The organism is Sphingomonas sp. DC5200-1 (genome assembly GCF_049897245.1).
Classification (GTDB): domain Bacteria; phylum Pseudomonadota; class Alphaproteobacteria; order Sphingomonadales; family Sphingomonadaceae; genus Sphingomonas; species Sphingomonas aquatilis.
Genome location: NZ_JAFCVW010000003.1, coordinates 345,322 through 370,564, shown reverse-complemented (window position 1 = coordinate 370,564; position 25,243 = coordinate 345,322). Strand labels below are relative to the sequence as shown.

The 25,243-nt window shown below is 67.5% G+C and carries 22 protein-coding genes; 11 read left to right on the top strand and 11 right to left on the bottom strand.

Annotated elements, in window-relative coordinates; all coding sequences use genetic code 11:
• The first annotated feature begins 317 nt into the window (after positions 1 to 317).
• On the top strand, positions 318 to 1,538 hold the full coding sequence (locus ACP7A3_RS07940) for a phospholipid carrier-dependent glycosyltransferase (RefSeq protein WP_426256189.1): 1,221 nt from the start codon (positions 318 to 320) through the stop codon (positions 1,536 to 1,538).
• Here ACP7A3_RS07940 and ACP7A3_RS07935 read toward each other — a convergent pair.
• The 7 genes from ACP7A3_RS07935 to hflK form a co-directional block, all read right to left on the bottom strand.
• Positions 1,535 to 2,632 (bottom strand): glycosyltransferase family 2 protein, encoded by a 1,098-nt coding sequence (locus ACP7A3_RS07935; RefSeq protein ID WP_017977596.1) that lies wholly within the window; start codon positions 2,630 to 2,632, stop codon positions 1,535 to 1,537. The two genes, ACP7A3_RS07940 and ACP7A3_RS07935, sit on opposite strands and share 4 nt — an antisense overlap.
• Positions 2,633 to 2,641: 9 nt before the next feature.
• The gene (leuB, locus tag ACP7A3_RS07930; RefSeq protein ID WP_426256295.1) at positions 2,642 to 3,679 is read right to left on the bottom strand and encodes a 3-isopropylmalate dehydrogenase; all 1,038 of its coding nucleotides are present in this window, start codon (positions 3,677 to 3,679) and stop codon (positions 2,642 to 2,644) included.
• Positions 3,680 to 3,713: 34 nt separating this feature from the next.
• Complete coding sequence (gene recO / locus ACP7A3_RS07925) at positions 3,714 to 4,445, bottom strand: DNA repair protein RecO (protein WP_426256190.1); 732 nt, start codon at positions 4,443 to 4,445, stop codon at positions 3,714 to 3,716.
• Positions 4,446 to 4,811: 366 nt separating this feature from the next.
• Complete coding sequence (locus tag ACP7A3_RS07920; RefSeq protein ID WP_426256191.1) at positions 4,812 to 6,461, bottom strand: helicase HerA-like domain-containing protein; 1,650 nt, start codon at positions 6,459 to 6,461, stop codon at positions 4,812 to 4,814.
• Between the two features lie 148 nt (positions 6,462 to 6,609).
• On the bottom strand, positions 6,610 to 8,166 hold the full coding sequence (locus ACP7A3_RS07915; protein WP_017977592.1) for a Do family serine endopeptidase: 1,557 nt from the start codon (positions 8,164 to 8,166) through the stop codon (positions 6,610 to 6,612).
• Positions 8,167 to 8,319: 153 nt separating this feature from the next.
• Positions 8,320 to 9,159 (bottom strand): protease modulator HflC, encoded by an 840-nt coding sequence (hflC, locus tag ACP7A3_RS07910; protein ID WP_017977591.1) that lies wholly within the window; start codon positions 9,157 to 9,159, stop codon positions 8,320 to 8,322.
• Positions 9,160 to 9,191: 32 nt separating this feature from the next.
• Entirely contained in the window at positions 9,192 to 10,322 is a 1,131-nt protein-coding gene (hflK, locus tag ACP7A3_RS07905) for an FtsH protease activity modulator HflK (RefSeq protein WP_017977590.1), read from the bottom strand.
• 71 nt (positions 10,323 to 10,393) lie between these two features.
• On the opposite strand from hflK, the gene ACP7A3_RS07900 reads away from it, so the two are divergent.
• The 5 genes from ACP7A3_RS07900 to ACP7A3_RS07880 all read left to right on the top strand — a co-directional run bounded on the left by ACP7A3_RS07900 (position 10,394) and on the right by ACP7A3_RS07880 (position 13,195).
• Positions 10,394 to 11,341 carry an Mrp/NBP35 family ATP-binding protein gene (locus ACP7A3_RS07900; RefSeq protein ID WP_426256192.1) on the top strand — a complete coding sequence of 316 codons (948 nt, stop codon included), beginning with the start codon at positions 10,394 to 10,396 and terminating at the stop codon, positions 11,339 to 11,341.
• Between the two features lie 210 nt (positions 11,342 to 11,551).
• Positions 11,552 to 11,983 carry a CoA-binding protein gene (locus tag ACP7A3_RS07895; protein WP_426256193.1) on the top strand — a complete coding sequence of 144 codons (432 nt, stop codon included), beginning with the start codon at positions 11,552 to 11,554 and terminating at the stop codon, positions 11,981 to 11,983.
• A 60-nt stretch (positions 11,984 to 12,043) separates the two neighbouring features.
• Positions 12,044 to 12,319, top strand: a complete 276-nt coding sequence (locus tag ACP7A3_RS07890) for a hypothetical protein (RefSeq protein WP_017977587.1) — start codon at positions 12,044 to 12,046, stop codon at positions 12,317 to 12,319.
• A gap of 94 nt (positions 12,320 to 12,413) precedes the next feature.
• A complete protein-coding gene (locus ACP7A3_RS07885) occupies positions 12,414 to 12,761 on the top strand; it encodes a hypothetical protein (protein ID WP_426256194.1) in 348 nt (115 codons plus the stop codon).
• Positions 12,758 to 13,195, top strand: a complete 438-nt coding sequence (locus ACP7A3_RS07880; RefSeq protein WP_426256195.1) for a hypothetical protein — start codon at positions 12,758 to 12,760, stop codon at positions 13,193 to 13,195. Before ACP7A3_RS07885 ends, ACP7A3_RS07880 begins: the two co-directional genes overlap by 4 nt.
• Positions 13,196 to 13,206: 11 nt before the next feature.
• Here ACP7A3_RS07880 and ACP7A3_RS07875 read toward each other — a convergent pair whose 3' ends face one another.
• Complete coding sequence (locus ACP7A3_RS07875; RefSeq protein ID WP_426256196.1) at positions 13,207 to 14,502, bottom strand: homoserine dehydrogenase; 1,296 nt, start codon at positions 14,500 to 14,502, stop codon at positions 13,207 to 13,209.
• Between the two features lie 138 nt (positions 14,503 to 14,640).
• Between ACP7A3_RS07875 and ACP7A3_RS07870 the strand changes: the two genes are divergently transcribed.
• Both ACP7A3_RS07870 and ACP7A3_RS07865 read left to right on the top strand, forming a co-directional pair.
• Positions 14,641 to 16,620, top strand: coding sequence for an OPT family oligopeptide transporter (locus tag ACP7A3_RS07870; RefSeq protein WP_426256197.1), 1,980 nt, complete (start codon positions 14,641 to 14,643; stop codon positions 16,618 to 16,620).
• A gap of 145 nt (positions 16,621 to 16,765) precedes the next feature.
• On the top strand, positions 16,766 to 16,933 hold the full coding sequence (locus ACP7A3_RS07865) for a hypothetical protein (protein WP_426256198.1): 168 nt from the start codon (positions 16,766 to 16,768) through the stop codon (positions 16,931 to 16,933).
• A 235-nt stretch (positions 16,934 to 17,168) separates the two neighbouring features.
• On the opposite strand, the gene ACP7A3_RS07860 is transcribed toward ACP7A3_RS07865, so the two are convergent.
• The 3 genes from ACP7A3_RS07860 to queF form a co-directional block, all read right to left on the bottom strand.
• Positions 17,169 to 18,449 (bottom strand): glycoside hydrolase family 130 protein, encoded by a 1,281-nt coding sequence (locus tag ACP7A3_RS07860; RefSeq protein WP_043059863.1) that lies wholly within the window; start codon positions 18,447 to 18,449, stop codon positions 17,169 to 17,171.
• A 53-nt stretch (positions 18,450 to 18,502) separates the two neighbouring features.
• Complete coding sequence (locus ACP7A3_RS07855; protein WP_426256199.1) at positions 18,503 to 20,779, bottom strand: glycosyltransferase; 2,277 nt, start codon at positions 20,777 to 20,779, stop codon at positions 18,503 to 18,505.
• 123 nt (positions 20,780 to 20,902) lie between these two features.
• A complete protein-coding gene (queF, locus tag ACP7A3_RS07850; protein ID WP_017977579.1) occupies positions 20,903 to 21,349 on the bottom strand; it encodes a preQ(1) synthase in 447 nt (148 codons plus the stop codon).
• A 29-nt stretch (positions 21,350 to 21,378) separates the two neighbouring features.
• Between queF and ACP7A3_RS07845 the strand changes: the two genes are divergently transcribed.
• The 3 genes from ACP7A3_RS07845 (at position 21,379) to metC (ending at position 25,049) form a co-directional block, all read left to right on the top strand.
• Positions 21,379 to 22,923: a cryptochrome/photolyase family protein gene (locus tag ACP7A3_RS07845; RefSeq protein WP_426256200.1), complete on the top strand. Its 1,545-nt coding sequence runs from the start codon at positions 21,379 to 21,381 to the stop codon at positions 22,921 to 22,923.
• Between the two features lie 67 nt (positions 22,924 to 22,990).
• A complete protein-coding gene (sseA, locus tag ACP7A3_RS07840; protein WP_426256201.1) occupies positions 22,991 to 23,845 on the top strand; it encodes a 3-mercaptopyruvate sulfurtransferase in 855 nt (284 codons plus the stop codon).
• Entirely contained in the window at positions 23,835 to 25,049 is a 1,215-nt protein-coding gene (gene metC / locus ACP7A3_RS07835) for a cystathionine beta-lyase (RefSeq protein WP_426256202.1), read from the top strand. Before sseA ends, metC begins: the two co-directional genes overlap by 11 nt.
• Positions 25,050 to 25,243: the final 194 nt, after the last annotated feature.

The following is a 25,243-nucleotide window of genomic DNA, read 5'->3' as shown; positions in this document are numbered from 1 at the left end:
ACAGACATGAAGAAAAAGAGTTTTGTTCGCGCGGAGGCGCGGAGCACGCAGAGATGTCACGCGCGTGGCAACGCTGCGCCTGGAACTCGACCGAGATAGACAGGCCGCTCGCGCGGCAAACGCGACACCTCTGCGTCCTCCGCGCCTCCGCGCGAACCGTCTTCGATTCATTTCTTCTTATCTCGGCGTGAATGACTGTCGATCTGTCCTAGCGTCCCCCTCGCCGCGAAGTGGACCCCGGAACACGTCCGGGGGAGACGGGTCGACACGGACAGCACCCGCTTGCCAACCCGCCCGCTTGCCCCGACAAGCCCCCCGTGCGCCTGTTCCACCGCCCCCTGCCCGCCGCGCTCGGCCTCGGCCTGATCGCGCAACTGCTGTTCAGCTGGCGGCTCACCACGCCGCACACGTTGGTGTTCGACGAGGTGCATTACGTCCCCGCCGCGCGCATGCTGCGCGACCTCGGCGGACCGGTGAACATCGAACACCCGCTGCTCGGCAAAACGCTGATCGCCGCCGGCATGGCGCTGTTCGGCGACGATCCGCTCGGCTGGCGGATAGGTTCGACGCTGGCGGCGACCGCGGTGGTCGTCGGCGTCTTCGCGATCCTGTATGTGCTGTTCGGCCGCGTCCGCACCGCCGGCATCGGTGCGACGCTGGCCATCCTCAATTTCACCGTCTTCGTGCAGGCGCGCACCGCGATGCTTGACGGCTATATGGCCGCCTTCGTCGTCACCGGCGTCGCGACCCTGCTCTGGGCGATGCAGGCACAGAGGCAAGGGCAGGCCTGGCGGCGCTGGATCGCGGGCGCGGTACTGTTAGGCCTCGCACTGGGCACGAAATGGACCGCGCTGCCCTATATCGGCTTTGCAGGCCTCGCCTTCCTGCTTGCGCACCGCACGCAACCGCGCCTCCACCCGCTCGCAGCCCTCGCCGCGCTCGGCGTGGTCGCTGCGCTCACCTACGCGCTCACCTTCTGGCCGGCCTTCCTCTACCGGACGCAACCGCTCACGCTATCGACGCTGCTTCCCTTCCAGCTCGACATGTACGCGCGCCAGACGCAGGTGTTACCGCCCCACCCCTATCAGTCCGCCTGGTGGACCTGGGCGTTCGACTGGCGGCCGGTCTGGTATCTGTACGAACCCGTCGACGGCGCGCAGCGCGGCATCCTGCTGCTCGGCAATCCCGTGGTGATGTGGGGCGGGCTGATCGCCGGCCTCGCCTGCCTGTACGCCTGGGTGCGCGGCAACGTTCGTGCCGGCGGCGTCGCGCTGCTGTGGATCGCCAGCGTCGCGATGTGGGCGCTGATCCCCAAGTCGTTGGGCTTCTTCTATTATTATTATCTATCGAGCATCTGGCTGTGCGTCGCCATCGCCGCCGCCTTCGACCATTGGCGCGCGCGCCTGCGCTATTGGGACGAAGCCTTTCTCGCCGCCGCCGCGGTGCTATTCGTTCACTTCTACCCCATCCTCGCTGCGACGCCGCTCAAGGGGGCGGACTCGTTCCACGGCTGGATGTGGCTGAAGAGCTGGATCTAATAGCGGCCCCAGACGAACTTCGACGACAGCGCGTAATTCCACACCGCGCCCACCAAGATGCCGATCAGCGCCGACGCCGCCGCGCCGCCGTTGCGGAAATCATGGACGAAGGCGGCGATGCCCACATTCGCCACCAGCCCCACCGAACAGACGACGCAGAACGACACCCAGCCGTCGAGCAGCTGGCGGAATCCCTTCAACCGCCGGTCGCGATAGGTCAGCGCATTGTTAAGCGCGAAGTTGAAGGTCATCGCCGCCACCGCGCCCAGGATCTGCGCGAACAGGAAGTCGGCGCCGGCCAGCATGGCGACGCCGAGCACGCTCATATGCACGCCGACGCCCAGCACGCCGATGCCCGAAAACATCGCGAAGCGCACCGGCACGAACCGGCCGAACATCCGGTCGTACAGCGCGATCAGATATTCCATGGCGACGACGTGATCGAGCTTCGATTCGCCCTCCGTCCGCACCCGGAACGTATAGGGCAGCTCGGCGAAGTTGAGCGGCCGCGTGCTCGTCGTCATCAGGTCGAGCAGGATCTTGAAACCGATCGCGGACAGGTCGGGCACCAGTTCGCGTACCACCGCGGTGCGGATCGCGAAGAACCCGCTCATCGGATCGCTGAGGTCGCCCTTCAGCACCCGGCGCGACAGCTTGGTCGCAAAGGCCGACTTGGCGACGCGATCGCGATCCCAGTCGCCCGTGCCGCCGCCATCGACGAAGCGCGATCCGACCACCACGTCGAGCGCCTCGTCCGCCTGCAACAGGTCGAGCATCTTGGGCAGCAGCGTTTCGTCATGCTGCAAATCGCCGTCGATCACCGCGACCACCGGCGCCGCCGTCGCGCACATCCCCTCGATACACGCCGACGACAGGCCGCGCCGGCCGATACGGTGGATCACCCGCACGCGCGAATCGATCCGCGCCAGCTCGCGCGCCACGTCGGCGGTGCCGTCCGGGCTGTCGTCGTCGACGAAGATCGCTTCCCACCGCCGACCGGCCAGCGCCTGGTCCAGCCGCGCGATCAGCGTCGGCACGTTGGCGCGCTCGTTGAAGGTCGGGATGACGACCGCGATCTCGAGGAGCGTGCTCATGCGCGTGGCTTACAGTGCGGCGAGGACCGCGTCGCCCATCGCGGCGGTGCTCATCGTGCCGCCCAGGTCCGCGGTACGCGCGCCGTCACGGATCGCCCGCGCCACCGCCGCCTCGATCCGGTCCGCCGCGGCGGGTTCGCTGAGCGAATGGCGCAGCATCATCGCCGCCGACAGGATCGCTGCGCACGGATTGGCCTTGCCCTGCCCCGCGATATCGGGCGCCGAGCCGTGGATCGGCTCGTACAGCCCCTTGCCCGCGTCATCCAGGCTGGCCGAGGGCAGCATGCCGATCGACCCTGCGCACATCGACGCCTGATCCGACAGGATGTCGCCGAACAGATTGCCGGTGACGATCACGTCGAACTGCCCCGGATTGCGCACCAGCTGCATCGCGGCATTGTCGACGTACATGTGGGTGAGCTGCACGTCGGGGTATTCGGCCGACACCTCGATCACCACGTCGCGCCACAATTGCGAGGTTTCGAGGACGTTCGCCTTGTCGACCGAACACAATTGCCCACGCCGCTTCGCCGCCGCCTGGAAGCCGACATGCGCGATGCGGCGCACTTCGGTCTCGTCGTACGACATGATGTCATAGCCTTCGCGCACGCCATCCATGCCCGCGCGCCGGCCCTTCTCGCCGAAATAGACGTCGCCGTTCAGCTCGCGCACGATCAGCAGGTCGATCGCCTTCGCGACCTCCGGCTTCAGCGCGCTCGCATCCTCCAACCCTTCGAACAGCGTCGCGGGCCGCAGGTTGGAAAACAGGCCCAGGTGCTTGCGCAGGCCCAGGATCGCCTGTTCGGGCCGCAGGCCGCGTTCGAGGCTGTCGCACGTCGGATCGCCGACCGCACCGAACAGCAACGCGTCCGCGCGCCGCGCCACGTCCAGCGTCGCCTCCGGCAGCGGATGGCCCGCCTGATGATAGGCGACGCCGCCGACCAGCGCCTCTTCATAGGTGAGGTCGAGATCGAGCGCGTCGAGCACGCGGCGCGCCTGTGCGACGACTTCGGGACCGATGCCGTCACCGGCGAGGAGAGCGATCATTGCCATGGCCGCTGCCTAGCCGCGCGGGCCTTGCTCACGCAACGGCCCTTTTCAGCATGGCGACCAGCCGCGCGCGGGCCGCGAGCGGATCGGCGTGTCGATCGGTCAGCACATCGCGGCTGAGGAAATGGCCGGTGATCGCCAGCCCGGCAAAGATATCCGCCCACTCCGCCGCCCCGCCCGCATGCAGAAACGCCGGCAATGCGAACAATTTCTCCTCATAGCCATAGGCCGCACCGCGCGACACCGCCCCCCCGCTGCGTGGCGAGACATAGGCCAGATCCGCGTCGCCGCCCGTCACCACGCACCGGCCGAGATCCAGCCCGAACCCCAGCTCGGCGAGCAGCAGCAGCTCGTACCGCACCAGCACGCCCGCCCAGCCGCGCGCGGACGGCGCCGCCTCCACCGCATCGAGCACCGCGCCCAAGCCATCGTACAGGTGCGGATAGGGCTGCGCCTCGGGCAAGGCCGCCGCGGTCAGCGCCGTCACCCAGGCGAGCGCCGCCGCCGCGAGCGGCTCGCCGTGCAAAGCGGCGCGACTATGCAGCGGTTCGATGGTCAGCGCCGGCAATTGCTCCCCCGTCCGCGCCCGCCATTCCCCCTGGATCGCATTGGCCGGTTGCAGGATCGGCCGCATCTGCCGTGACCGCCCGCCCCGGACATAGCCCGGCTGCACGCCATCGTCGCGCGTCAACGCCCGCACCACCGCCCCATGCTCGCCATGCGCCCGAACGGCGAGAACGATGGCAGGCGCGCGCAGATGCATGGCCGGGATATAGGCGCGCGAAGAGGAGAAGTCGCGGGGCGGCTTGCAAAGCACCGCTCGCCCAAAACACACCGTCACCCCGGCCTTGAGCCGGGGTCCCGCTTCTTCAACCGGCGGAGGTAGCGGGACCCCGGATCAAGTCCGAGGTGACGACGCGGGGCAAACCTCCCCCAACACCGCCCACACCAGACCGACAGCCCGCAACGGGCCGCCACCGCCCACAAACACCGCGTCACCCCGGACTCGGTCCGGGGTCCACTCCGCGGCGAGGGGGACGTTCAGAGGTTCAAACCACGCCCCCGCGGCCCGGTGGACCCCGGACCAAGTCCGGGGTGACGGCTTGGATGGGGCGACCGGAGCCCCCCGTCACCGCCGCATCAAATTCCCCAGCACGCTGCGCAGGACCGTTCCCACCAGACCACCGGACGACGACGACCGCCGCGATCCCGTGCCGAACACCTGCTTGCCGATCTCGTTGGCCACCTGCCGCCCGATCGACGAACTCGCCGCGCGCGTCGCAGAGGTCACCGCCTTCGCCCAAGGTGAATTGGCCGCCTCGCGCTCCGCCGCGCGCTGCGCCTGCGCCTCGGCCTTCGCCTGCGCCGCCGCGGCCCGCGCCGCTTCCTTGGCCGCCTGCGCGTCCTGCTTGGCCTGCACCGCCGCCGCCTTTTCCGCGTCGTCCGCAGCCCGTGCCGCCGCTGCGGACGCCGCCGCCTCCTGCGTCTTGGCGGCGAGGATTTCCTCGGCCGATTCGCGATCCACCGCCGTATCGTATTTGTCGCCGATCGCGTCGGTCTGAATCATCACGCCGCGCTCCTGCGGGGTCACCGGGCCGACGCGGCTGGCGGGCGGCTTGATCAGCGTGCGTTCGACCGGCGACGGCGACCCATCGGGCTGGAGCAGCGACACCAAGGCCTCGCCGACCTTCAACGCGGTGATTGCGGTCGCCACATCGACGCCGGGATTGGCGCGGAACGTCTCGGCGGCACTGCGCACCGCCGCCTGGTCACGCGGCGTGAAGGCGCGCAACGCATGCTGCACGCGATTGCCCAGCTGCCCCGCCACCGTATCGGGAACGTCGATCGGATTCTGCGTGATAAAATAGATGCCGACGCCCTTCGACCGGATCAGCCGCACGACCTGCTCGATCTTGTCGAGCAGCGCCTTGGGCGCATCGTCAAACAGCAGATGCGCCTCGTCGAAGAAGAAGACGAGCTTGGGCTTATCGGGGTCGCCCACCTCGGGCAGATGCTCGAACAATTCGCTCATCAGCCACAACAGGAACGTGCTGTAGAGCTTCGGCGCCGCCATCAATTTGTCGGCAGCGAGTATGTTGACGATGCCCCGCCCCTTGTCGTCGGTGCGGAGGAAATCGTCCATCTCCAGCGCCGGCTCGCCGAAGAAATGCTCGCCCCCCTGCGTGCGCAGCTGGAGCAGCGATCGCTGGATCGCGCCGATCGACTGCTTCGAGACGTTGCCGTAGGTCGTCGTCAGCTCGTCCGCCCGCTCCGCGCAATGCGCCAGCATCGCCTGCAAATCGTCGAGGTCGAGCAGCAGCAGCCCTTCCTTGTCGGCGACGTGGAAGGCGATCGTCATCACGCCCTCCTGCACCTCGTTGAGGTCGAGCAGCCGGCTGAGCAACAGCGGCCCCATCTCGCTGACGGTGGTACGGATCGGATGGCCCTGTTCGCCATACAGGTCCCAGAATTGCACGGGCGTGTCGGCATAGGCCCAGTCGCTCTCGCCGATCTCCGCGGCACGCGCGGCGAAGGCGGCGTGCGTCTTGGCAGTCGGCGATCCCGCCATCGCAAGGCCGGACAGGTCGCCCTTCACGTCGGCGACGAAGCTCGGCACGCCGATCGTGCTGAAGCCTTCGATGATCCCCTGCACGGTCACCGTCTTACCGGTGCCGGTCGCCCCCGCGATCAGACCGTGGCGGTTGGCACGCTTGAGGTCGAGCATCTGCGGCTTGCCGCCCTCGCCTTCGCCGGCCCCGATGAAGATCCCGTCCGCCATGCCTCGCGCTCCTGCTTGTTCCCGGCGGCAGACGTAGCGCGGCGGGCGGCCAAAGGAAAAGGGCCGCAGCCCCGAAAGAGCAGCGACCCTTTTTCCCGTCACCCCAGGCTCGACCCGGGGTGACGGCGTAATGTCGTACCGGTCGCGATCACTTCACCTTGAGCGGGATGAAGCCCGGCGCGCCCCGGCCACGCTGCACCAGCAGCAACACCTGCGGACGGCCCGCCGCCTTCGCCTGCGCGACGATCCGCGCGACGTCCGCCGCGGTGCGCACCGGGTTGCCATTGATGCCCTGGATGACATCGCCACGCTTCAGCTTGCCGGCGGCGTCGCTGCTTGCGTCGACCGTCGCGATGACGACGCCCTGCACCGTCGGATCTACGCCAATCGCGCGGGCGATGCCCGGCGTCAGAGGCTGGACGTTCAGACCGAGCGGAGCCGTCGTTCCTTGCGTCGTGCCGTCATCGGACCCGTCGTCGTCACCCTGACCACCGTTCGGCCCGAAGCCGCCGGAATCCTCGCCGCCGTTGGCGCGCGCCTGCAACTGCTCGTTCGACGGACGCGTCGCGACGGCGATGTTGATCGTCATCGGCTTGCCGCCGCGCAGGATATCGAAACGCGCGGTCGTGCCCGGCTGCAGGTTCGACACAAGGTAGGTCAGCGTCTGGTTCGGATTGACGTCCTGGCCGTTGATCCGCGTCACCACGTCGCCCGAGCGCAGGCCCGCCTTCGCCGACGGCCCCGTCGGCTCGACCCCGGCGATCAGCTCGCCCTGGCCCTTGGGAATGCCCAGCGCTGCCGCCGCATCGTCGTCCACTGCGCCGCCGATCGTCACGCCGATATAGCCGCGCGTGATCTTGCCGCCCTTCATGAACGTCTCGATGATCGGCTTGGCGGTCGCCGCGGGGATCGCGAAGCCGATGCCGATGTTGCCGCCCGACTGGCTGAAGATCTGCGAATTGACGCCGATCACATTGCCGTTGAGGTCGAACATCGGGCCGCCCGAATTGCCCTGGTTAATCGAGGCGTCGGTCTGGATGAAGCGGTCGTACGCACCGCCCTGCCCGGTCACGCGGTTGATCGCCGAGATGATACCCGCGGTCACCGTGCCACCCAGGCCGAAGGGCTCGCCGATCGCCAGCACCCAGTCGCCGACGCGCGCCTTGCTGCTGTCGCCCCACTTCACATAGGGCAGGTTGGTCGCGTCGATCTTGAGCAGCGCCAGGTCCGAATCCTGGTCCTTGCCGATGACCTTGGCGGTATATTCCTTGTTGTTGTTCAGCGTGACGGTGATCGAATTGACCGTCGCGCCCTGCGCGCCCGGCGCGATGACGTGGTTGTTGGTCACGACATAGCCGTCGGGCGAGATCAAGAAGCCCGAGCCGAGCGAGGCGCCCTCGCGCTTCACCGGCGCGCCCTGCCCGCCCATGCCCATGCCGCCGAACAGGTCGCCGAACGGAGTCCCTGAGAACGGGTTCGCCTGCTGGCGCTGCACGATCGTCTGCTTGGTCGAGATGTTGACGACCGCCGGCTGGAGCTTGGCGACCATGTCGGCAAAGCTCATCGGCGCGCCCGAGCGCGGCACGCTCGCCTGGATGGCACCCGGTTCGTTCTGGGCCTGCTGGGCGACGCTCGGCTGCAGCGCGAGCGTGGCGGTCGCACCGCCGAGGAGAAGCGCACTGGTGATGGCGTAGGCGTAGCGCACTAGGGGGAAATCCTCTTCTTGAATGGCGTCCCGGAGCGGGGCCGTACTGGCTCCGAACGCCTGAACGCCGCTTGAATGTTCACGGCCCCGAAAGCTGGGACTGTTCAGCTGGGGAGCGGGGCGCCGACAATCAACGCCCCGCTGGCCTCCCCGTTACCGACCACGCCCTTCGAACTCGCGCAAGTAGCTGTTGTTCGGCGACAGGATGATGTTCGTCGACCCGCTGGGCGCCGGGCCGCCGTCTGCCCCGAACGTGTGGCGATACGACTGCATGGCGCGGTAGAAGTCGTAGAAGTCGGCGTCCTTGGTGAAGCTTTCGGCATAGATGCGCGCGGCCTGCGCATCGGCTTCGCCGCGGATGATCTGCGCGTCCTTCTGCCCCTGTGCGCGGATCGTGATCGCCTGCTGCTGGCGCGCCGTCGCCATCCGCGCGAGCGCACGGTCGAGCGGGCTGCCATCGGGCAGGTCGGCATGCTTGATCCGCACGTCGACGATCTGCACGCCATATTGGCTGGCGAGCCGCTGCAGGCGCGCCTGGATATTGTCCATCACCTGGTCGCGCTCGGGGCTGAGCAATGTCGCGAACGGCTGGTTGCCGAGCTCGTTGCGGATCGAGCTGCCGAGCAGCGGCCGCAGCGCGTCGGTGATCGCACTTTCGGTCTGCGACGTGCTGCCGGTCGCGTTCACCGCCTTCAGCGGATTGATGATGCGGAAGCGCGCATAGGCATCCACCTCGAGCCGCAGCTGGTCGGACGAGAGCACCTGCTGGTTGTCGTAATCGACGTCCAGCACGCGCTTGTTCAGCCAAACCAGCCGGTCGACGAACGGAATGCGCAGGATCGGGCCCGCGCCCGTCCGCCCGAACTGTTCGTTCGGCTTCCACGCATTCACCGTGCGCACCGGCTGCTCGAAGCGCAGGATCACCACCTGCTGCGTCTCGGGCACGATCACGATCGTCGCGGCGAGCAGGATGACGAGGATCAGCGCCGCCATGCCGAGCGCGATCGGGTGCCGCCAGAGCCCCTTCACTGGCCGCCTCCCGTCGTGGTGACGGGCTGGGTCGGCGTCACCGCCGCCGGTGCCGCGGGCACGCTGTCGGGCAGGCGGCGCGCGCCCTGCGACTGCAGATAGGGCACGACGTTCGACGGCTCGACGATCGTCTTGTCGGACTTGGCCAGCACGGCCTCCATGGTCTCGTAATACATGCGGCGACGGGTGACGGCGGGGGCGAGCTTATATTGCTCGTACACCTTGTCGAACTGCGACGCCTCGCCCTCGGCGCGCGCGATCACCTGCTTGGCATAGGATTGCGCCTGGTTGCGCACGCCCTGCGCATCCTGCTGCGCGGCGGTCACGTCCTTGAACGCATCGTTGACGCGCGCGGGCGGATCAGCCTGCTTGATGCCGACGCCGACCACGACGATGCCCGACTTGTAATCGTCCAGCACCTTCTGCATCCGCTCCTGCGCCTGGTTCTCCATCTGCGCGCGGCCCGGCCCGAGCGCCGCGTCGAGCGTCTGGTTGGCGACCACTTCGCGCATCACGCTTTCCGCCGTCGCGCGCACCGTCTCGCGCGGCTTGTCGATCTGGAACACGTAATCCTGCGGATTGGCGATCTTCCAGCGCACCGCATAGGCGAGGTCGATGATGTTCTGGTCGCGCGTCAGCATCAGGTTTTCCGAGCCGGTCTCGGGGAAATTCTCGATGCGGATATTCTGCACGTCCACCTTCACCACGCGCGCGATCGGCGCCGGCATCGTCATCGCGATGCCGGGATCGAGCGTCCCCGAATAGCGGCCGAGGTACGTCACCACGCCGCGTTCCTGCGGCGCGATCGGGTGGATCGAGGTGTAGAGGATCCAGACGAGCAGGATGATCCCCGCCCCGATCAGCCACAGCGCGCGCGGATTGGGCGACACGGGCAGGCCGCCGAAGCCGCCGCCGCCGCCATTGCCGCCGCCGCCACCGCCGCGCGCCTTCTTCAGGAATTCGTCGAGCGCCGTCGGCTTGTTGGCGGGCTTGCGACCGCCCGGCGGCAGCGCCCAGGGGTTGCGCGGGCCACCGCCCTGATCGTCATCGCCCGATCCCCACGGGCTCTTCGGCGGTTCGGCGGCGAGAATGGGAGGGCGATTGGTGTTGCCCGGCAGGATCGTCATGCCCACTGTTATAGGAGGGTGTTTGCGGAAAAACAGTGCCAAGCCGCAGCCGGGCCCCTATCTGCGCGCCCATGACACAAGACGTTACGATCGCCGCCGTCCGCGCCGCCGCCGGCAGCCGCGCCACCTTGCGCTTCGAAGGCGACCGCGCCGGCATCGTCCTCGACGCCACTGGCCTGTCGGCGAGCGCGCGCGCGGCGCTGGAGGCGGAGGTCAGCGCCGCCGCCGAACGCAGCTGGGCCGGCGAGGTCCGCCTCGTCGTCACCGCCGAGCGCGTGGCGCGCCGGCTGATCGCGGTCGCAAGCGGCAAGGGCGGCGTCGGCAAGTCGACGCTCGCCGCCAACCTCGCCATCGCCCTGAAGCAGAGCGGCCGCCGCGTCGGGCTGGTCGATGCCGACATCTACGGCCCGTCGCAGCCGCGGCTGATGGCCGCCGAGGGCCAGCGCCCGACCGCGAAGGACAAGGTGCTCGATCCCGTCCCCACGCCCTATGGCGTGCCGATGCTGTCGATGGGGCAATTGGTCGAGGACGGCCGCGCGCTCGCCTGGCGCGGGCCGATGGTCGCGGGCGCGCTGACGCAGCTGGTGGAGGCGGACTGGGGCGCGACCGACACGCTCGTGCTCGATCTGCCGCCCGGCACCGGCGACGTACAGCTGACGATGGTCCAGAAGCATAAGCCCGCCGGGGCCGTGATCGTCTCCACCCCGCAGGACCTCGCGCTGATCGACGCCACCCGCGCGATCGACCTGTTCGACAAGGCCGGCGTGCCGGTGATCGGCCTCGTCGAGAATATGGCGGGCTATGCCTGCCCGCATTGCGGCGCAATCTCCGATCCCTTCGGCCAGGGCGGCGCCGAAGCCACCGCCCAGCGGCTCGGCCTGCCCTTTCTCGGCCGCGTGCCGCTGGCAATCGACATCCGCACCGCCTCCGACGCCGGCCGCCCGCCCGCCGCGGACCCAAACGACACGATCTTCGCCCCCATCGCCGCCCGCGTCGCGGAGTGGCTCGCCACGCACTGACGCCCCCGCCCCCGTCACCCCACCACACATCCGTCACCCCGGCCCTGAGCCGGGGTCCCGCTTCTTCTTCAAACGCGCCGATCAGCGGGACCCCGGATCAAGTCCGGGGTGACGGGAAGAAAGCTACGGAACGCCAACACCTCCGACCCGCCCCCAAGGAACCACCGCCCCCGGCAACGGTATAGCTCCCACCCAGCCGGAGACGCACCGATGCCCCTCACCGACGATGCCGCGATCAAGACGCTGCTCGAAACCGCCCGCACCATCGCGCTGGTCGGTGCGTCCGATCGGCCCGATCGCCCGTCGTACCGCGTCATGGCGACGCTCCAGACCCACGGCTATCGCGTCATCCCGGTCAATCCACAGATCACCGGCGAGCACCTGCACGGCGAATTCGTCTTCCGCGACCTCGACCAATTGGGCGACCCGATCGACATCGTCGATATCTTCCGCCGCTCCGACGCGGTCGGCCCAATCGTCGATCAGGCGATCGCGATCGGCGCGAAGGCGGTGTGGATGCAATTGGGCGTGATCGACGAGGCCGCCGCCGCCCGTGCCGAGGCCGCCGGATTGCAGGTCGTGATGGACCGCTGCCCTGCGATCGAAATTCGGCGCCTGCAGGTCGCCCCGGTTAGCGCTTGATCGTCGCGCCGTTTCGGCCAACATTCGTTCCCACCAAAGCCGTTCGGGAGTGCCCGTCCCATGTTCGCGCTGCTGTTGCTGATCCCGTCCGCCGCCAACGACACCGTCGCGGGGTTCAAGCTGACGCCCTCCAAACCGACACTCGGTTGCATCAGCGGCGCGTGTACGCCACCGCCACGGCAGGAGGATTATCGCGTTCCCTATGAACCCGATCCGCTCGCCCGCAATTCGAAGGACCGCGCCTTCGCCAATGACGGCACGAAATGTCAGGTGGTCGGCGACAAATTCTGCACCAGCCGCGGCCGCACGATCTTCAAGACCGACTTCGACGACTGACCGGAGAAGATTGCTCGGGGATGATTGACCGGAGACGATTGACCGAACGCGATCGACCCGCGACGATAGGCCCTGCCCGCATGAGGGGGGATGCATGATCTGGATGATGCTGCTGGCCGTACAGGCGGGAGACGATGCGCAGGGGCTGATCGGGCGATCGCGCGACGTGATCGCCGGCGAACGCTGCGTCGCCGATCCCAACACGACCGACATCACCGTCTGCGGCCGCCGCCGCGCCGACCGCTTCCGCGTGCCGCTGATCGTCCACGATGCCGGCGATCCGCGCTACGAAGCGGTCATCGTCGAACGCGACCGCCTGCTCCACCGCACCAATCCGGTCGAAGAACTCTCGCCCTTCAAGGTCGGCGGCGGCATGGCCGGCGTCACGATGAGCAGTCGCAACGGCCTGACCGGCACCACCGACCGGCCGCTGGCGCCATGATCCTGCTCGCCTTCGCTCTGCAGGCCGCGGCCGCGACGCAGCCGGCCACCGCCTCACAGCCGGCCGCCACGCCGCAGCGCTTCTCGATCCTCGCCAAGCAATGTGGCCAGCCCGACGACAAGGGTACGATCGTCGTCTGCGGCAATGGCGACACCGGCAATCGCCTGCCCCTGCCCGACGAGCGCGACCCCGCCCCCGGCCGCGGCGCCAACCCCGAACTGTCGAGCGTCCGCGCGCTGGAGTTGCAGGGAACGCCGTGCGCGGCACGCCAGGGCGGTTGCACAGTGGGCTTCGGCCCGCCGATCGTGCCGATGGCGATCGCCGCGGCCAAGGCGCTCAAATCCGCCTTCGCCAGGAAGCCCGACAAACGCGGCCGCATCGCCATCCCGCTCGACGACCCGCCGCCCACGGGCACGGTGACGGTCAAGCCGTAACCCTCCCTCCGTCACCCCAGGATCGGCATCCATAGCGGCTGGCCGGCAAGGCTCTGCGATCCGCGCAGTTTCTCCAGCGCATGCGCGACGCTGCGTTCCGGCCCTTCGTGCGTCACGATCGCGACGATGACGCTGCCGTCGGCGGCGACGCCGCGCTGGATTAGGCTTTCGATCGACACGCCGGCATCGCGCATCGCCGCGGCGATCTCGGCGAGCACGCCCACCTTGTCCTCGACGGTGAAGCGCAGATAGGCGCGGGCACGGCGTTCGCCGCTATCCGCCTTGGGCTCGGCGGTCAGCGAGGCGGCGGGCATCGCATAGGGCGGACCGAACTCGCCGCGCGCAATATCGATCAGGTCAGCGACCACCGCGCTCGCGGTCGGCCCCTCGCCCGCACCGGCGCCCTGGAAGAACAGCCGGCCGACGAAATTGCCTTCCGCCACCACCGCGTTGAGCGACCCGGTGACATGGGCAAGCGGATGGTCGATCGGCACCAGATGCGGGTGGACGCGCTGGAACAGGCCGTTCGCGCCGGATTCGGCGACGCCGACCAGCCGCACCTTATACCCCAGCGCCGCCGCCTCCGCGATATCCGCCGCGATGACGTGGCGCACGCCCGTCGCCGCCACGTCCGCGAACGCCGGCCGCGTGCCGAAGGCGATGCTCGCCAGGATCGACAATTTGTGGGCCGCGTCGACGCCGTCGATATCGAAGCTCGGGTCTGCCTCGGCATAGCCCAGCGCCTGCGCCTCGGCGAGCACCTCGGCGAAATCGCGACCCTCGGCTTCCATCTTGGACAGGATGAAATTGCAGGTGCCGTTGAGGATGCCGTACACCCGGCCGATCGCATTAGCAGCGGCCCCTTCGCGCAAGCCCTTGATGACCGGGATGCCGCCCGCGACCGCCGCCTCGAACTTCAGCGGCACGCCCGCCGCCTCCGCCGCGCTGGCCAGTTCCAGGCCGTGGTGCGCCAGCATCGCCTTGTTGGCGGTGACGAAGCCCTTGCCCGCCGCCAGCGTCGAGCGGGCGAGCGTCAGCGCCGGGCCGTCGGAGCCGCCGACCAGCTCCACCACCACATCCGCCTGCGGGTGCGACGCCAATTCGCGCGTGTCGTCCACCCAGTCGAAGCGGGTCAGGTCGATCCCACGGTCCTTGCTGCGATCGCGGGCGGACACCGCCACCACCTCGATCCCGCGGCCCGCGCGGCGGGTGATGAGGTCACGGTTCGCATCGAGCAGACGGATGACGCCGCCGCCGACCGTACCGAGACCGGACAAGGCGACGCGCAAGGGTGTGTTCGTGTTCATGGCCGCCGCCTAGCGGAAAGCAGCGTCCGCTGTCGAGATAGCGCAAGCTTATGTCGCAGGGACACCCGCCATTGCCGATCCGCCATGCGAGGTGCAGAACCACGCGACACCTCCCTTTGCCGACGAGCGCCCCGATCCATGGCCACCGCCCCCTCTTCCCGGTCCGACCGCACGACGCCCGTCGCCGAACTCACCGTTCGCGGCATCCTGCTCGGCGGGCTCATCACCTTGCTGTTCACCGCGGCGAACGTGTACCTCGGGCTGAAGGTCGGCCTCACCTTCGCAACGTCGATCCCCGCTGCGGTCATCTCGATGGCGATCCTGCGCTATCTGCCCGGCGCGACGATCCTCGAAAACAACATCGTCCAGACGGTCGCGTCGGCAGCGGGGACATTGGCGGCGATCATCTTCGTGCTTCCCGGCCTCGTCATGATCGGCTGGTGGCAGGGGTTCCCCTATCTGCTCACCGCCGGGATCACGATGACCGGCGGCATCCTCGGCGTCATGTTCTCGGTGCCGCTGCGCCGCGCGCTCGTGGTCGATACCGACCTGCCCTATCCCGAAGGCCGCGCCGCTGCCGAAGTGCTCATGGTCGGCGCCGGCAGCCGCGCGGGCGAAGCGGAAAGCGGCAAGGGCCTAAGGCTCATCGTCGTCAACGCGATCGTCTCGGCCGGATTCGCGCTGCTCACCCAGACGAAGCTGGTCGTTGCAGAGGCGGCGCAGTTCTTCCGCGTCGGCAGCGGCGCGACCGCGATCTCGGGCGGCCTGTCGTTCGCGCTGATCGGTGCCGGGCATCTCGTCGGCCTGTCGGTCGGCCTCGCGATGTTTGCCGGCGTCGTCATCGGCTGGTGGGTCGCCCTGCCGATCCTCACCGGCCTGTCGCCTGCCGCGGCGGGCGTCGGCCTGGAGGCTTGGGTCGGCGGCGTGTTCCGCACCGACGTGCGCTTCCTGGGCGCAGGCGTCATCGGCGTCGCGGCGATGTGGACCTTGCTCAAGATCATCGGGCCGGTGATCGCGGGCATCCGCTCGTCGATCGCGGCCAGCGCAGCCAAGCGTAGCGGCGCGACGCTGGCGCTGGGCGAGCGCGATCTGCCGATCGGTATCGTCGCAATCGTCAGCCTTGCGACTTTGGTGCCGATCGCGGGCCTGCTCTGGTCGGTGATCGCAGGGGGGCCGCTGGCGGGATCGGCGGTCGTGCTGATCGCCGGCGCCTTGGTGTTCGTACTCGTCCTTGGCCTCGTGATCGCGGCGGTGTGCGGCTATATGGCGGGCCTGATCGGCGCGTCGAACAGCCCGGTGTCGGGGATCGGCATCCTCTCCGTCCTCGCCGCCTCGCTGATGCTGGTCAGCCTGTTCGGGCGCGGCGCGGGCGCGGACACGACGCAGGCGCTCGTCGCCTATGCGCTGATCGTCACCGGCATCGTCTTCGGCGTCGCGACCATCTCCAACGACAACCTCCAGGACCTCAAGACCGGCCAACTGGTCGGCGCAACGCCCTGGAAGCAGCAGGTCGCGCTGATCTTCGGCGTCATCTTCGGCAGCCTCGTCGTACCGCCCGTGCTCGAACTGCTCGCCACGACGCTGGGGTTCCAGGGCGCGCCGGGCGCCGGCCCCAATGCGCTGGCGGCGCCGCAGGCCGCGCTGATCTCCGCGCTGGCGAAGGGCGTGCTCGGCGGCAACCTCAATTGGGCGATGATCGGTTACGGTGCCCTCATCGGCGTCGGCGTGATCGCCCTCGACGAAACGCTGGGCCGCACCGGCAAGCTCCGCCTGCCGCCGCTCGGCGTCGGCCTCGGTGTCTATCTGCCGATGGCGGTGACGCTGCCGGTCGTGCTCGGCGCGGTGATCGGCGCGGTGTACGACCGCTGGGCGGACCGCACGCCCGACGTCGAATTCGCCAAGCGCATGGGCGTGCTCACCGCGACCGGCATGATCGTCGGCGAAAGCCTATGGGGCGTCGCCTTCGCCGTCATCGTCTATGTCACCGGGTCCGACGCACCACTGGCGGTCGCGCCGGCGGGGTTCGACACGATCGCGCTGATCGGCGGCACGATCGCCTTCCTGGCCTTGGTCGCGGGCCTCTATCGCCTGACACGCCGATCGGTAACGCAGCCCTGATCCCAAAAAGCGACGAACCGTTCGTCGCGTCGGGAACCCTTACCGATGCACGCCGTTATGCCCTCAGAACCCGGTGATCGCCCAGCCATCCCCCCCCCCGGCCGGCGATCGCCGGGTTTGCCGTATGCGTCATTTGGGGTCAGTCGTGACATCGTCAGCACAGCAGCATCGCGATCGGTTCAGCACCGTTGGCCGTACGCTGCGTCGTAGCATGCCCGTTCCGACCGACACGTTCATCACCGATGACATTCCGTTGCTGCTGACCAAATTGTCGCAGATCCCCGCCACGCGCGACACCCGCGACGCGCGCTAGAGCGTGATGACATGGCGTTAATCCCCCTTCTCCGTTCGCCCTGAGCCTGTCGAAGGGCGGGGTGCCACAAGCGAGGTCGGCACTTGCGGGCACTTGTGCTTCGACAAGCTCGGCACGAACGGTTCTAGGTCATTGGCATCCGGCTCTAAGGCGATGACGGCGCACCGCCGCCACGCTGAGAGACTCTATCCAAGCTGGGCCGGGACGACGGTGACAGTGCCAAAACTCGCCCCCCTCACACCATCGCGGCGAGCAGGTCCTTGATCGCCACGAACGCAAAGCCCACCGAACTGTCGGCGATCCCATAGGGCAGGAACAGCGTGTCGCCGTGGCGGATCGCGCCGCAGCTGTAGACGACGTTCGGGACATAGCCCTCGCGATCCTGATCCTTCGCGGCGAGGATGGGTTCGCGCGTGCGGCCCAGCACCTTCGACGGATCGTTCTTGTCCAGCAGCGCCGCGCCGATCGAATATTTGCGCATCGCGCCGACGCCATGGGTCAGCAGCAGCCAGCCTTCGTCCAGCTCGATGGGCGGACCGCAATTGCCGATCTGCACCAACTCCCACGGAAAGACGGGGGTCAGAATCTTCTCGCCCTCGTCCCAATGCTCCAAGCTGTCCGATTTCAGCAGGAACAGATTCTCGCCGTCCTGCCGGCCGATCATCATATACTGATCGCCGACCTTGCGCGGGAACAGGCCCATGCCCTTGTTCCGCGCCGCAGAACCGGACATCGGCACGAGGTCGAAGCTGCGGAAATCGCGCGTGCGCATCAGCTCCGACTGGATCACCGACCCGTTATAGGCGGTGTAGGTGCCGATCCATTCGAAGCTGCCGTCGTCATGCTGGAAGTGGCTGATGCGCAGATCTTCCAACCCCTTGGACTGCGCCTGTGTGATCGGGAAGATTACCGTGCCCGACAGCGTCGAATCGCGATGGCGCCAGACCGTGACCGGCCCCGCCGGCATTTCTTCCTCGCCGCCGATCACGTCGGTGGCGGTGGCAAAGGGCGGCTCCGGCGCCAGTTCCAGTTCGTGGCCGTTCGAGATGATGCCTTCACGGAACGCGACGGACGAAATGTGCCCCTCGCCGACCGAGCGCAAGCTCATCAGGATGCGCATCGATCCTTCGGGCATGCCCGACTGATCGAAATGCGGCACCGCGCTGGGGTTCATCAGCGCCGCGGCGGCATAGCTGTATTCGTGGCAGAAATAGGCGCCGATCAGCTGGCGCTTTTCGTCGCTGATCTCGGTGCCGTCGAGGCCAAGCAGCTCCTCGATTTCGTCGTAGCGCGTCATGAAGACACGCCGGGTCTGCCAGTGGCGCGCCTCGAAATCCTTCAGCACGGCCTCGAGCTGATCGCGTGCTTCTTCCGTCGACATCGCAAGCACTTCGCCGACCAGGCGTTCGGTCCGGTTGGGTGCGCCGCCCTTCCCGCCCCACGCGATGTGGAACGGGCGGACGACGACGCGGGACGGATCGGCATGCAGCCGCAACCCGTGATTGAACAGATCCATCGCGCTTCAGAACCCTCGTCGACCGGTCGTTATGACGTCGTCACCCGATCGTATCAGGCGACGGCGCGCGATGTCCCTGCCACGCCTTGGGTCGCCTTTGAAAGCCCCGAAATCGCACAACTTGCCAGCTGCAGCGCCAGGATCGACTCCGCACCCTGATTGCGATTGAGCCCGGTCGGCATCAGGCCATCGAAACAGCCGCCGTCCGCTGCCGTCGCCAATGGCAGGTCGAGGTCGTTGTGGCCCAGATACCAGCCATACGCCCGCTCCGCCTCGGCAACCCAGCGCGCGTCGCCCGTGGCCCGCCAGGCGGCCAGACACGCGTCCACCGTCGCCTGCGCCTCCAGCGGCTGCTGATCGAACTGCAACGGATCGGCATAGGGGCGATGGAAGCTCTCCGTGCCCACCGCGCGAAAGCGCCCCTCCGGCGACGTCTGCTTGGCGACGATCCAGTCGAGCGTCTCCAGCCCGCAATCGATCAGGTCCTGTCGACCCAGTGCCTGACCGGCAACGACCAGCGCCTGCGGCAGCCGCGCGTTGTCATAGGCCAGCACGATCTCGAACCAGCGCCATTCCGGCCGGCGTGCTGCCGCCAGCAGGGCAAGGTGATCGTCCGGGAAGCGTTGAAGGATCGACCGCGCGAGCTCATGCCCCGGCGACGTCTCCAGCATCGCTGCGGCACCCAGCATCGCGAACGATTGCGCGCGCAGCGACCCCAGTTCCAGGGCCAGGCTGGCGGTGCGATCGAACATCGTCCGCGCCCAGTCGCGGTGCTTGGCGTCCTTGCCGTCCCGCGCGGTAACGCCAAGCGCCCAGATCGCGCGGCCGTTCGAATCCTCCGACCCCACGTCCTCGCACCACGTCCGGTCGAAGTTCATGAAGTTGCGGAACCGCCGCGCCTCCGGATTCCAGGCGTATTGGATGAACGAGGCGTAGATCGTCGTCCATTTGTCCCGCGCGACGGGATCGAGGTCGTCCATCGCGCTCATCAGCATCAGCGCGCGGGCGTTATCGTCGATGCAATAGCCATGGCGGCGATCGGGCACCGAATAGATCGAATGCTGGAGCATGCCGGTCGCATCGCTCATCCGCTCGACCGCCGCGAAATTGGGCTCGAGCGCGCGCAGGCCATGCGGCGCCGACTGGGCGAGCCGGCGCGGGCGCGAGGCGACGGCGACCTCCAGCTCGTGCAGCGCCGATTCGGCGAGCCGGGGCCAGATCATCGTGCGGCCGCGATCATAGGCGCGCTGCGCCAGACGCGTCCGGTCCCGCTTGCTCGACAGCAGGCGATCGATCTCGCGCGCGAAGGCGGCGACGTCGCGGAAGTCGACCAGCACGCCATGGCCATCCGCCAGAATCTCCGTCGCATGGACGTAGGGCGTCGAAACGACCGCCTTGCCCACGCCGACCGCGTACGACAGTGTCCCGCTCGTGATCTGCGCGGGGTTGAGATAGGGCGTCGCATAGATGTCGGCGGCCTGCAGATAGTCGAGCAGTTCGTCATGCTCGACGAAGCCGTCGATGAACGCGACATTGTCGCCGACGCCCAGCTTATCGGCAAGCGCCTTCAGCCGATCGCGATAGGCCTCGCCTTCATGCGCAACGAGATTGGGGTGGGTGGCGCCCAGCACCGCATAGAGCAGATTGGGATGCCGCTCCGCGATCGCGGGCAGTGCCTCGATGATCGTCTCGATGCCCTTGCCGGGCGCGAGCAGGCCGAAGGTCAGCACGACATCGCGTCCCTGCCAGCCGAAGCGCGGCTTCAACGTCTCGGGATCGACGAACGCGCGGTCGGGCACGCCGTGCGGGATCATCGCGATCTGACGCGGATTTGCGCCATAGACGCGGCGCAGGATGTCGCGACCGCGCTCGGCCATCACCACGATCTTGGCAGCGCGATGCAACAGGCCTTCCAGCACGCGACGCTCGTCGGCGTTCGGCTTTTCCAGGACCGTGTGCAGGGTTACGATGACCGGCAAAGTCGTGCGATCGAGTAGGCTGAGCAGATGCTCACCGGCCGGTCCGCCATAGATGCCATATTCGTGCTGCACCCAGATCGCCTGCGCGCCGCTTGCCTCAATCGTGCGCGCCGTCGACAGATAGGCGGACAGATCGTGCTGCGGGATCGTTCCCGTCACCGCCGGCGGATAGGCGTACCGGCCCGGATGATCGTCCATCGCATAAACGTCGACCTGCACATCGGGGAAGCGATCACGCATCGCCTGCCACACGTCGGTCGTGAACGTCGCCAGACCACATTGGCGCGGCAGGAAGTTCCCGATCAAGGCCAGATGCCGGATCGCGTCACCCTGTGCTGCCGTGGTCACCATACCTCATCCTTCGCTGGCGCAACATTACGGGCAGAGCCGCAACCTTGCCGAAGGATGAACAGCCGATCGGCCGAAAGGTTGCACTCATGTTGCAGTGCAACCTGGCAATGATGCTGATCTCGATCAACCTCGCCCGCGATAGGACGCAACGCCCTGATCGGGCAGCCACAGGTCGGCCGGCGGCGCGCTCGACTGCCAGAAAACGTCGATGGGAATGCCGCCACGGGGATACCAATAGCCGCCGATCCGCAGCCACTGCGGCTTCATCTCGTCGAACAGCCGCTGGCCGATGCCGACGGTGCAATCCTCGTGAAAGGCCGCATGGTTGCGGAAGCTGCCGAGGAACAGCTTTAGTGACTTCGATTCGACGATCGTGTCGCCCGGCACATAGTCCAGGACGAGGTGCGCGAAGTCGGGCTGCCCCGTCACCGGGCACAGTGACGTGAATTCGGGCACCGCAAACCGGACGAGATAGGTCGTACCAAGACGCGGATTGGGAACATAATCGAGCACCGCTTCTTCGGGAGAAGCGGGCAGCTGGCTGGTCTGGCCAAGATGCATCGGGGTCATGGCGGCCCATGTAGGAGACGCGAGGCCGGATGAAAACGCTTGTTCCCGTATTGGGCGACCAGTTGACGCCCACGCTGTCCGCGCTCCGCGATGCCGACCCGGATGACACGATCGTGCTGATGATGGAGGTCGGCGACGAGACGACCTACGTCCGCCATCACAAGCAGAAGATCGCCTATATCCTGTCCGCCATGCGCCACCATGCCAAGGCGCTCGAAAAGGCCGGATGGACGGTCGATTACGTCAAGCTCGACGACCCCGACAATTCGGGCAGCTTCACCGGCGAAATCGCGCGCGCGGTGGAGCGGCACGCGCCCGACCGGATCGTCGTGACTGAGGCCGGCGAATGGCGCGTCGCGGCGATGCTGGAGAGTTGGGAAACGATCTTCGGCATCCCCGTCGATATCCGCCCCGACGACCGCTTCGTCGCCACGCATGCCGAATTCGACGCCTGGGCCAGTGACCGCAAGCAGCTGACCATGGAGTTCTTCTATCGCGACATGCGTCGCAAGACCCGGCTGCTGATGGACGGCAAGAAACCCGTCGGCGATCGCTGGAACTTCGACAAGGAGAATCGCAAGCCCGCCAAGGCGGACCTGTTCATTCCGCAGCCGCATGTCTTCAAACCCGACGCGATCACCAAGGACGTGCTGGCGCTGGTGGCGGAGCGCTTTGCCGACCACCCCGGCACGCTCGACGGCTTCGCCTATGCCGTCACCGCCAAGGATGCCGAGAAACAGGCTGCCTATTTCATGGCCAAGGCACTGCCGCAGTTCGGCGATTACGAGGACGCGATGCTGACCGGCGAGCGCTATCTGTGGCACTCGATCCTGTCGCCCTACATCAATTCGGGCCTGCTCGATCCGCTCGACCTGTGCCGCCGCGCCGAAGCGGAATATCGCGCCGGCCGTGCGCCGCTCAACTCCGTCGAGGGCTATATCCGTCAGATCATCGGCTGGCGCGAATATATGCGCGGCATCTATTGGCGCGAGGGGCCCGACTATGTGACCCGCAATTTCCTGAACCATAAGCGCAAGCTGCCCGGCTGGTATTGGACCGGCGACACCGACATGCACTGTCTGCAGGAAGCGATCGGGCAGACGCTGGAGACCGCGCACGCGCATCACATCCAGCGGCTGATGGTGACCGGCAATTTCGCGCTGTTGATCGGCGCCGATCCGGCCGAGGTGCATCGCTGGTATCTGGAAGTCTATATCGACGCCTATGAGTGGGTCGAGCTGCCCAACACGCTCGGCATGAGCCAGTTCGGCGACGGTGGTCTGCTGGGATCGAAGCCGTATATCTCGTCCGGCGCGTATATCGACCGGATGAGCGATTATTGCGGGCAGTGCCGCTACGACGTGAAGAAGCGGGTGGGCGAGGATGCCTGCCCGTATAACGCCCTCTACTGGGACTTCCTCGCGCGGCACGAAGGCAAGCTTGGCGACAACCAGCGGCTGCGCATGCCGTACGCGACATGGAAGAAGCAAAGCGCGCAATCTCGTAATGAAACACGCGCCCACGCTAAAACTTTCTTACAGAGCCTCGACACTGCAGGCGAATCCGGTTATTGAGACATCCGGGCACTCCTCCCCAGCGTAGCCCGAACGTGAACGTGCAAACGTGAATGGAGAGAGTGTGATGGACGCGTTGGTGACGACCGAATGGCTGGCCGCAGAGATGGGCGCAAGCGACCTGCGGATCGTCGATGCCACTTATGTGGACGCCGCGCTGGGTCGCGATGCGGCAGCGGAATATGAAGCAGCGCACATCCCCGGCGCCGTATTCATGAGTCTCGGCGAGCTGCGCGATACCGACAGCAATCTGCCGATGATGCTGCCCTCCGCCGAAAAGTTCGCCAGCCGCATGCAGAGCCTGGGGCTGGGCGATGGCAGCCGCATCGTCCTCTACGACAATTCCCCCTGGCATACCGCAGCGCGCGCATGGTGGATGTTGCGCACGTTCGGCGCCCATGATGTCGCGATCCTCGACGGCGGCCTCGCCAAATGGCAGGCCGAGGGGCGTGAGACGGCGAGCGGCAAGGAACAGCTGCGCCACCGCCACTTCACCGTCTGGGCCGACAGGAAGAACGTGCGCGACCTCGACCAGATGAAGGCGAACGTCGACAGCCGGGCCGAACAGGTGCTCGACGCCCGATCGGCGGCGCGGTTCACCGGCGAGGAACCCGATCCACGCCCCGCGACGCACGCCGGCCATATCCCCGGATCAAAGAACCTGCCGTACACCGGCATCTTCAACGCCGATGGCACCTGGAAACAGGGTGACGCGCTGCGGGCCGCGTTCGAGGGTGCGGGCGTCGACCTGGACAAACCCATTACGCTGACCTGCGGTTCGGGCATCACCGCATCCACGCTGGCATTCGGTCTGCACTTGCTGGGCAAGGATTCGGCGCTGTACGACGGCAGCTGGTCGGAATGGGGAGCGGATCGCTCGACGCCCAAGGCCATGGGAGCCAAGGAAGCCGTTGACGCGTAACTCCGACGACGAAACCTCCCCGGAAGCTCGCCTGGGCGATGCCACGCGCGTCGTCCAGGCGGGCCGCCGCCCCGAATGGACCGCAGGGATCGTCAATCCGCCGGTCTGGCGGGCCTCGACCATCCTCTACGACAACATCGCCGATCTGCGCGCCAACGGGCACGGCGACACGCACCACCGCCTCTATTACGGCCGCCGCGGTACGCCGACGCAATGGAGCCTCGCCGATGCGCTGACGAGCCTGGAGCCGGGGGCGGAGGCGACGTTCCTCTACCCCTCTGGCGTCGCGGCGATCGCCGCGGCGTTGCTGTCCGTCCTGTCGCCGGGCGACGAACTGCTGCTGGTCGACAGCGCCTATGACCCGACGCGGGGACAGGCGATGCAGCTGTTGAAGCGGTTCGGCGTCACCACCCGCTTCTACGATCCGCTGATCGGCGCGGGGATCGAACAGCTGATCGGCCCCGCCACCAAGGCGATCTTCCTCGAAAGCCCGGGCAGCCTGACCTTCGAGGTGCAGGACCTGCCCGCGATCGTCGCCGTCGCCAAGCGCCACGGGCTGACGACGATGCTCGACAACACCTGGGCGACGCCGCTGTTCTTCCCGGCGATCGAGAAGGGCATCGACCTCACTATCCTCGCCGCGACGAAGTACGTCGTCGGGCATAGCGACGTGATGCTGGGGTCGGTAACCGCCGCGCCCGGCCATTATGCGGCGCTGCGCGACGTCAGTTATCAATTGGGGCAGGTGACGTCGCCCGACGATACCTGGCTCGGCAGCCGCGGCCTGCGCACCATGGCGGTCCGGCTCGCCCAGCATCAGAAGAGCGCGCTGGCCATCGCGCAATGGCTATCGACCCGGCCAGAGGTTGCGCAGGTGCTCCACCCTGCCCTGCCGTCCTGCCCCGGCCACGAATATTGGGTGCGCGACTTCAAGGGATCGAGCGGGCTGTTTTCCTTCGTGCTCAACGGCGGCAACGAGGCGGCGCGGGCCGCACTGATCGACGCGCTCGACCATTTCGGCATCGGCTATAGCTGGGGCGGGTTCGAAAGCCTCGCCATCCCCGCGGATCCGGCGCGCATCCGCACCGCGGCGCCACGGGACTATGCCGGGCCGCTGGTCCGCCTGCAGATCGGTCTGGAAGACCCGGACGATCTGATCGCCGACCTCGACCGGGGGCTCGCGGCGTTTCGAGCGCGTGCCTGACCGGGCGAGCGCTGCTGCCTCCGCGGCGGCACCACAGACAAGATGAACACCTTAACGGAAACGTTCGGGGTTCATCGTTTCCAAAGGCGATCGTGGGAAAGAGCCTATGGCTGATGGCTACCGCTCCGCAGCGGGGCAGCACCTAGCCGAACCTGAGCCGTCATCGCGAGCGAAGCGCGGCGATCCAGGGCGTC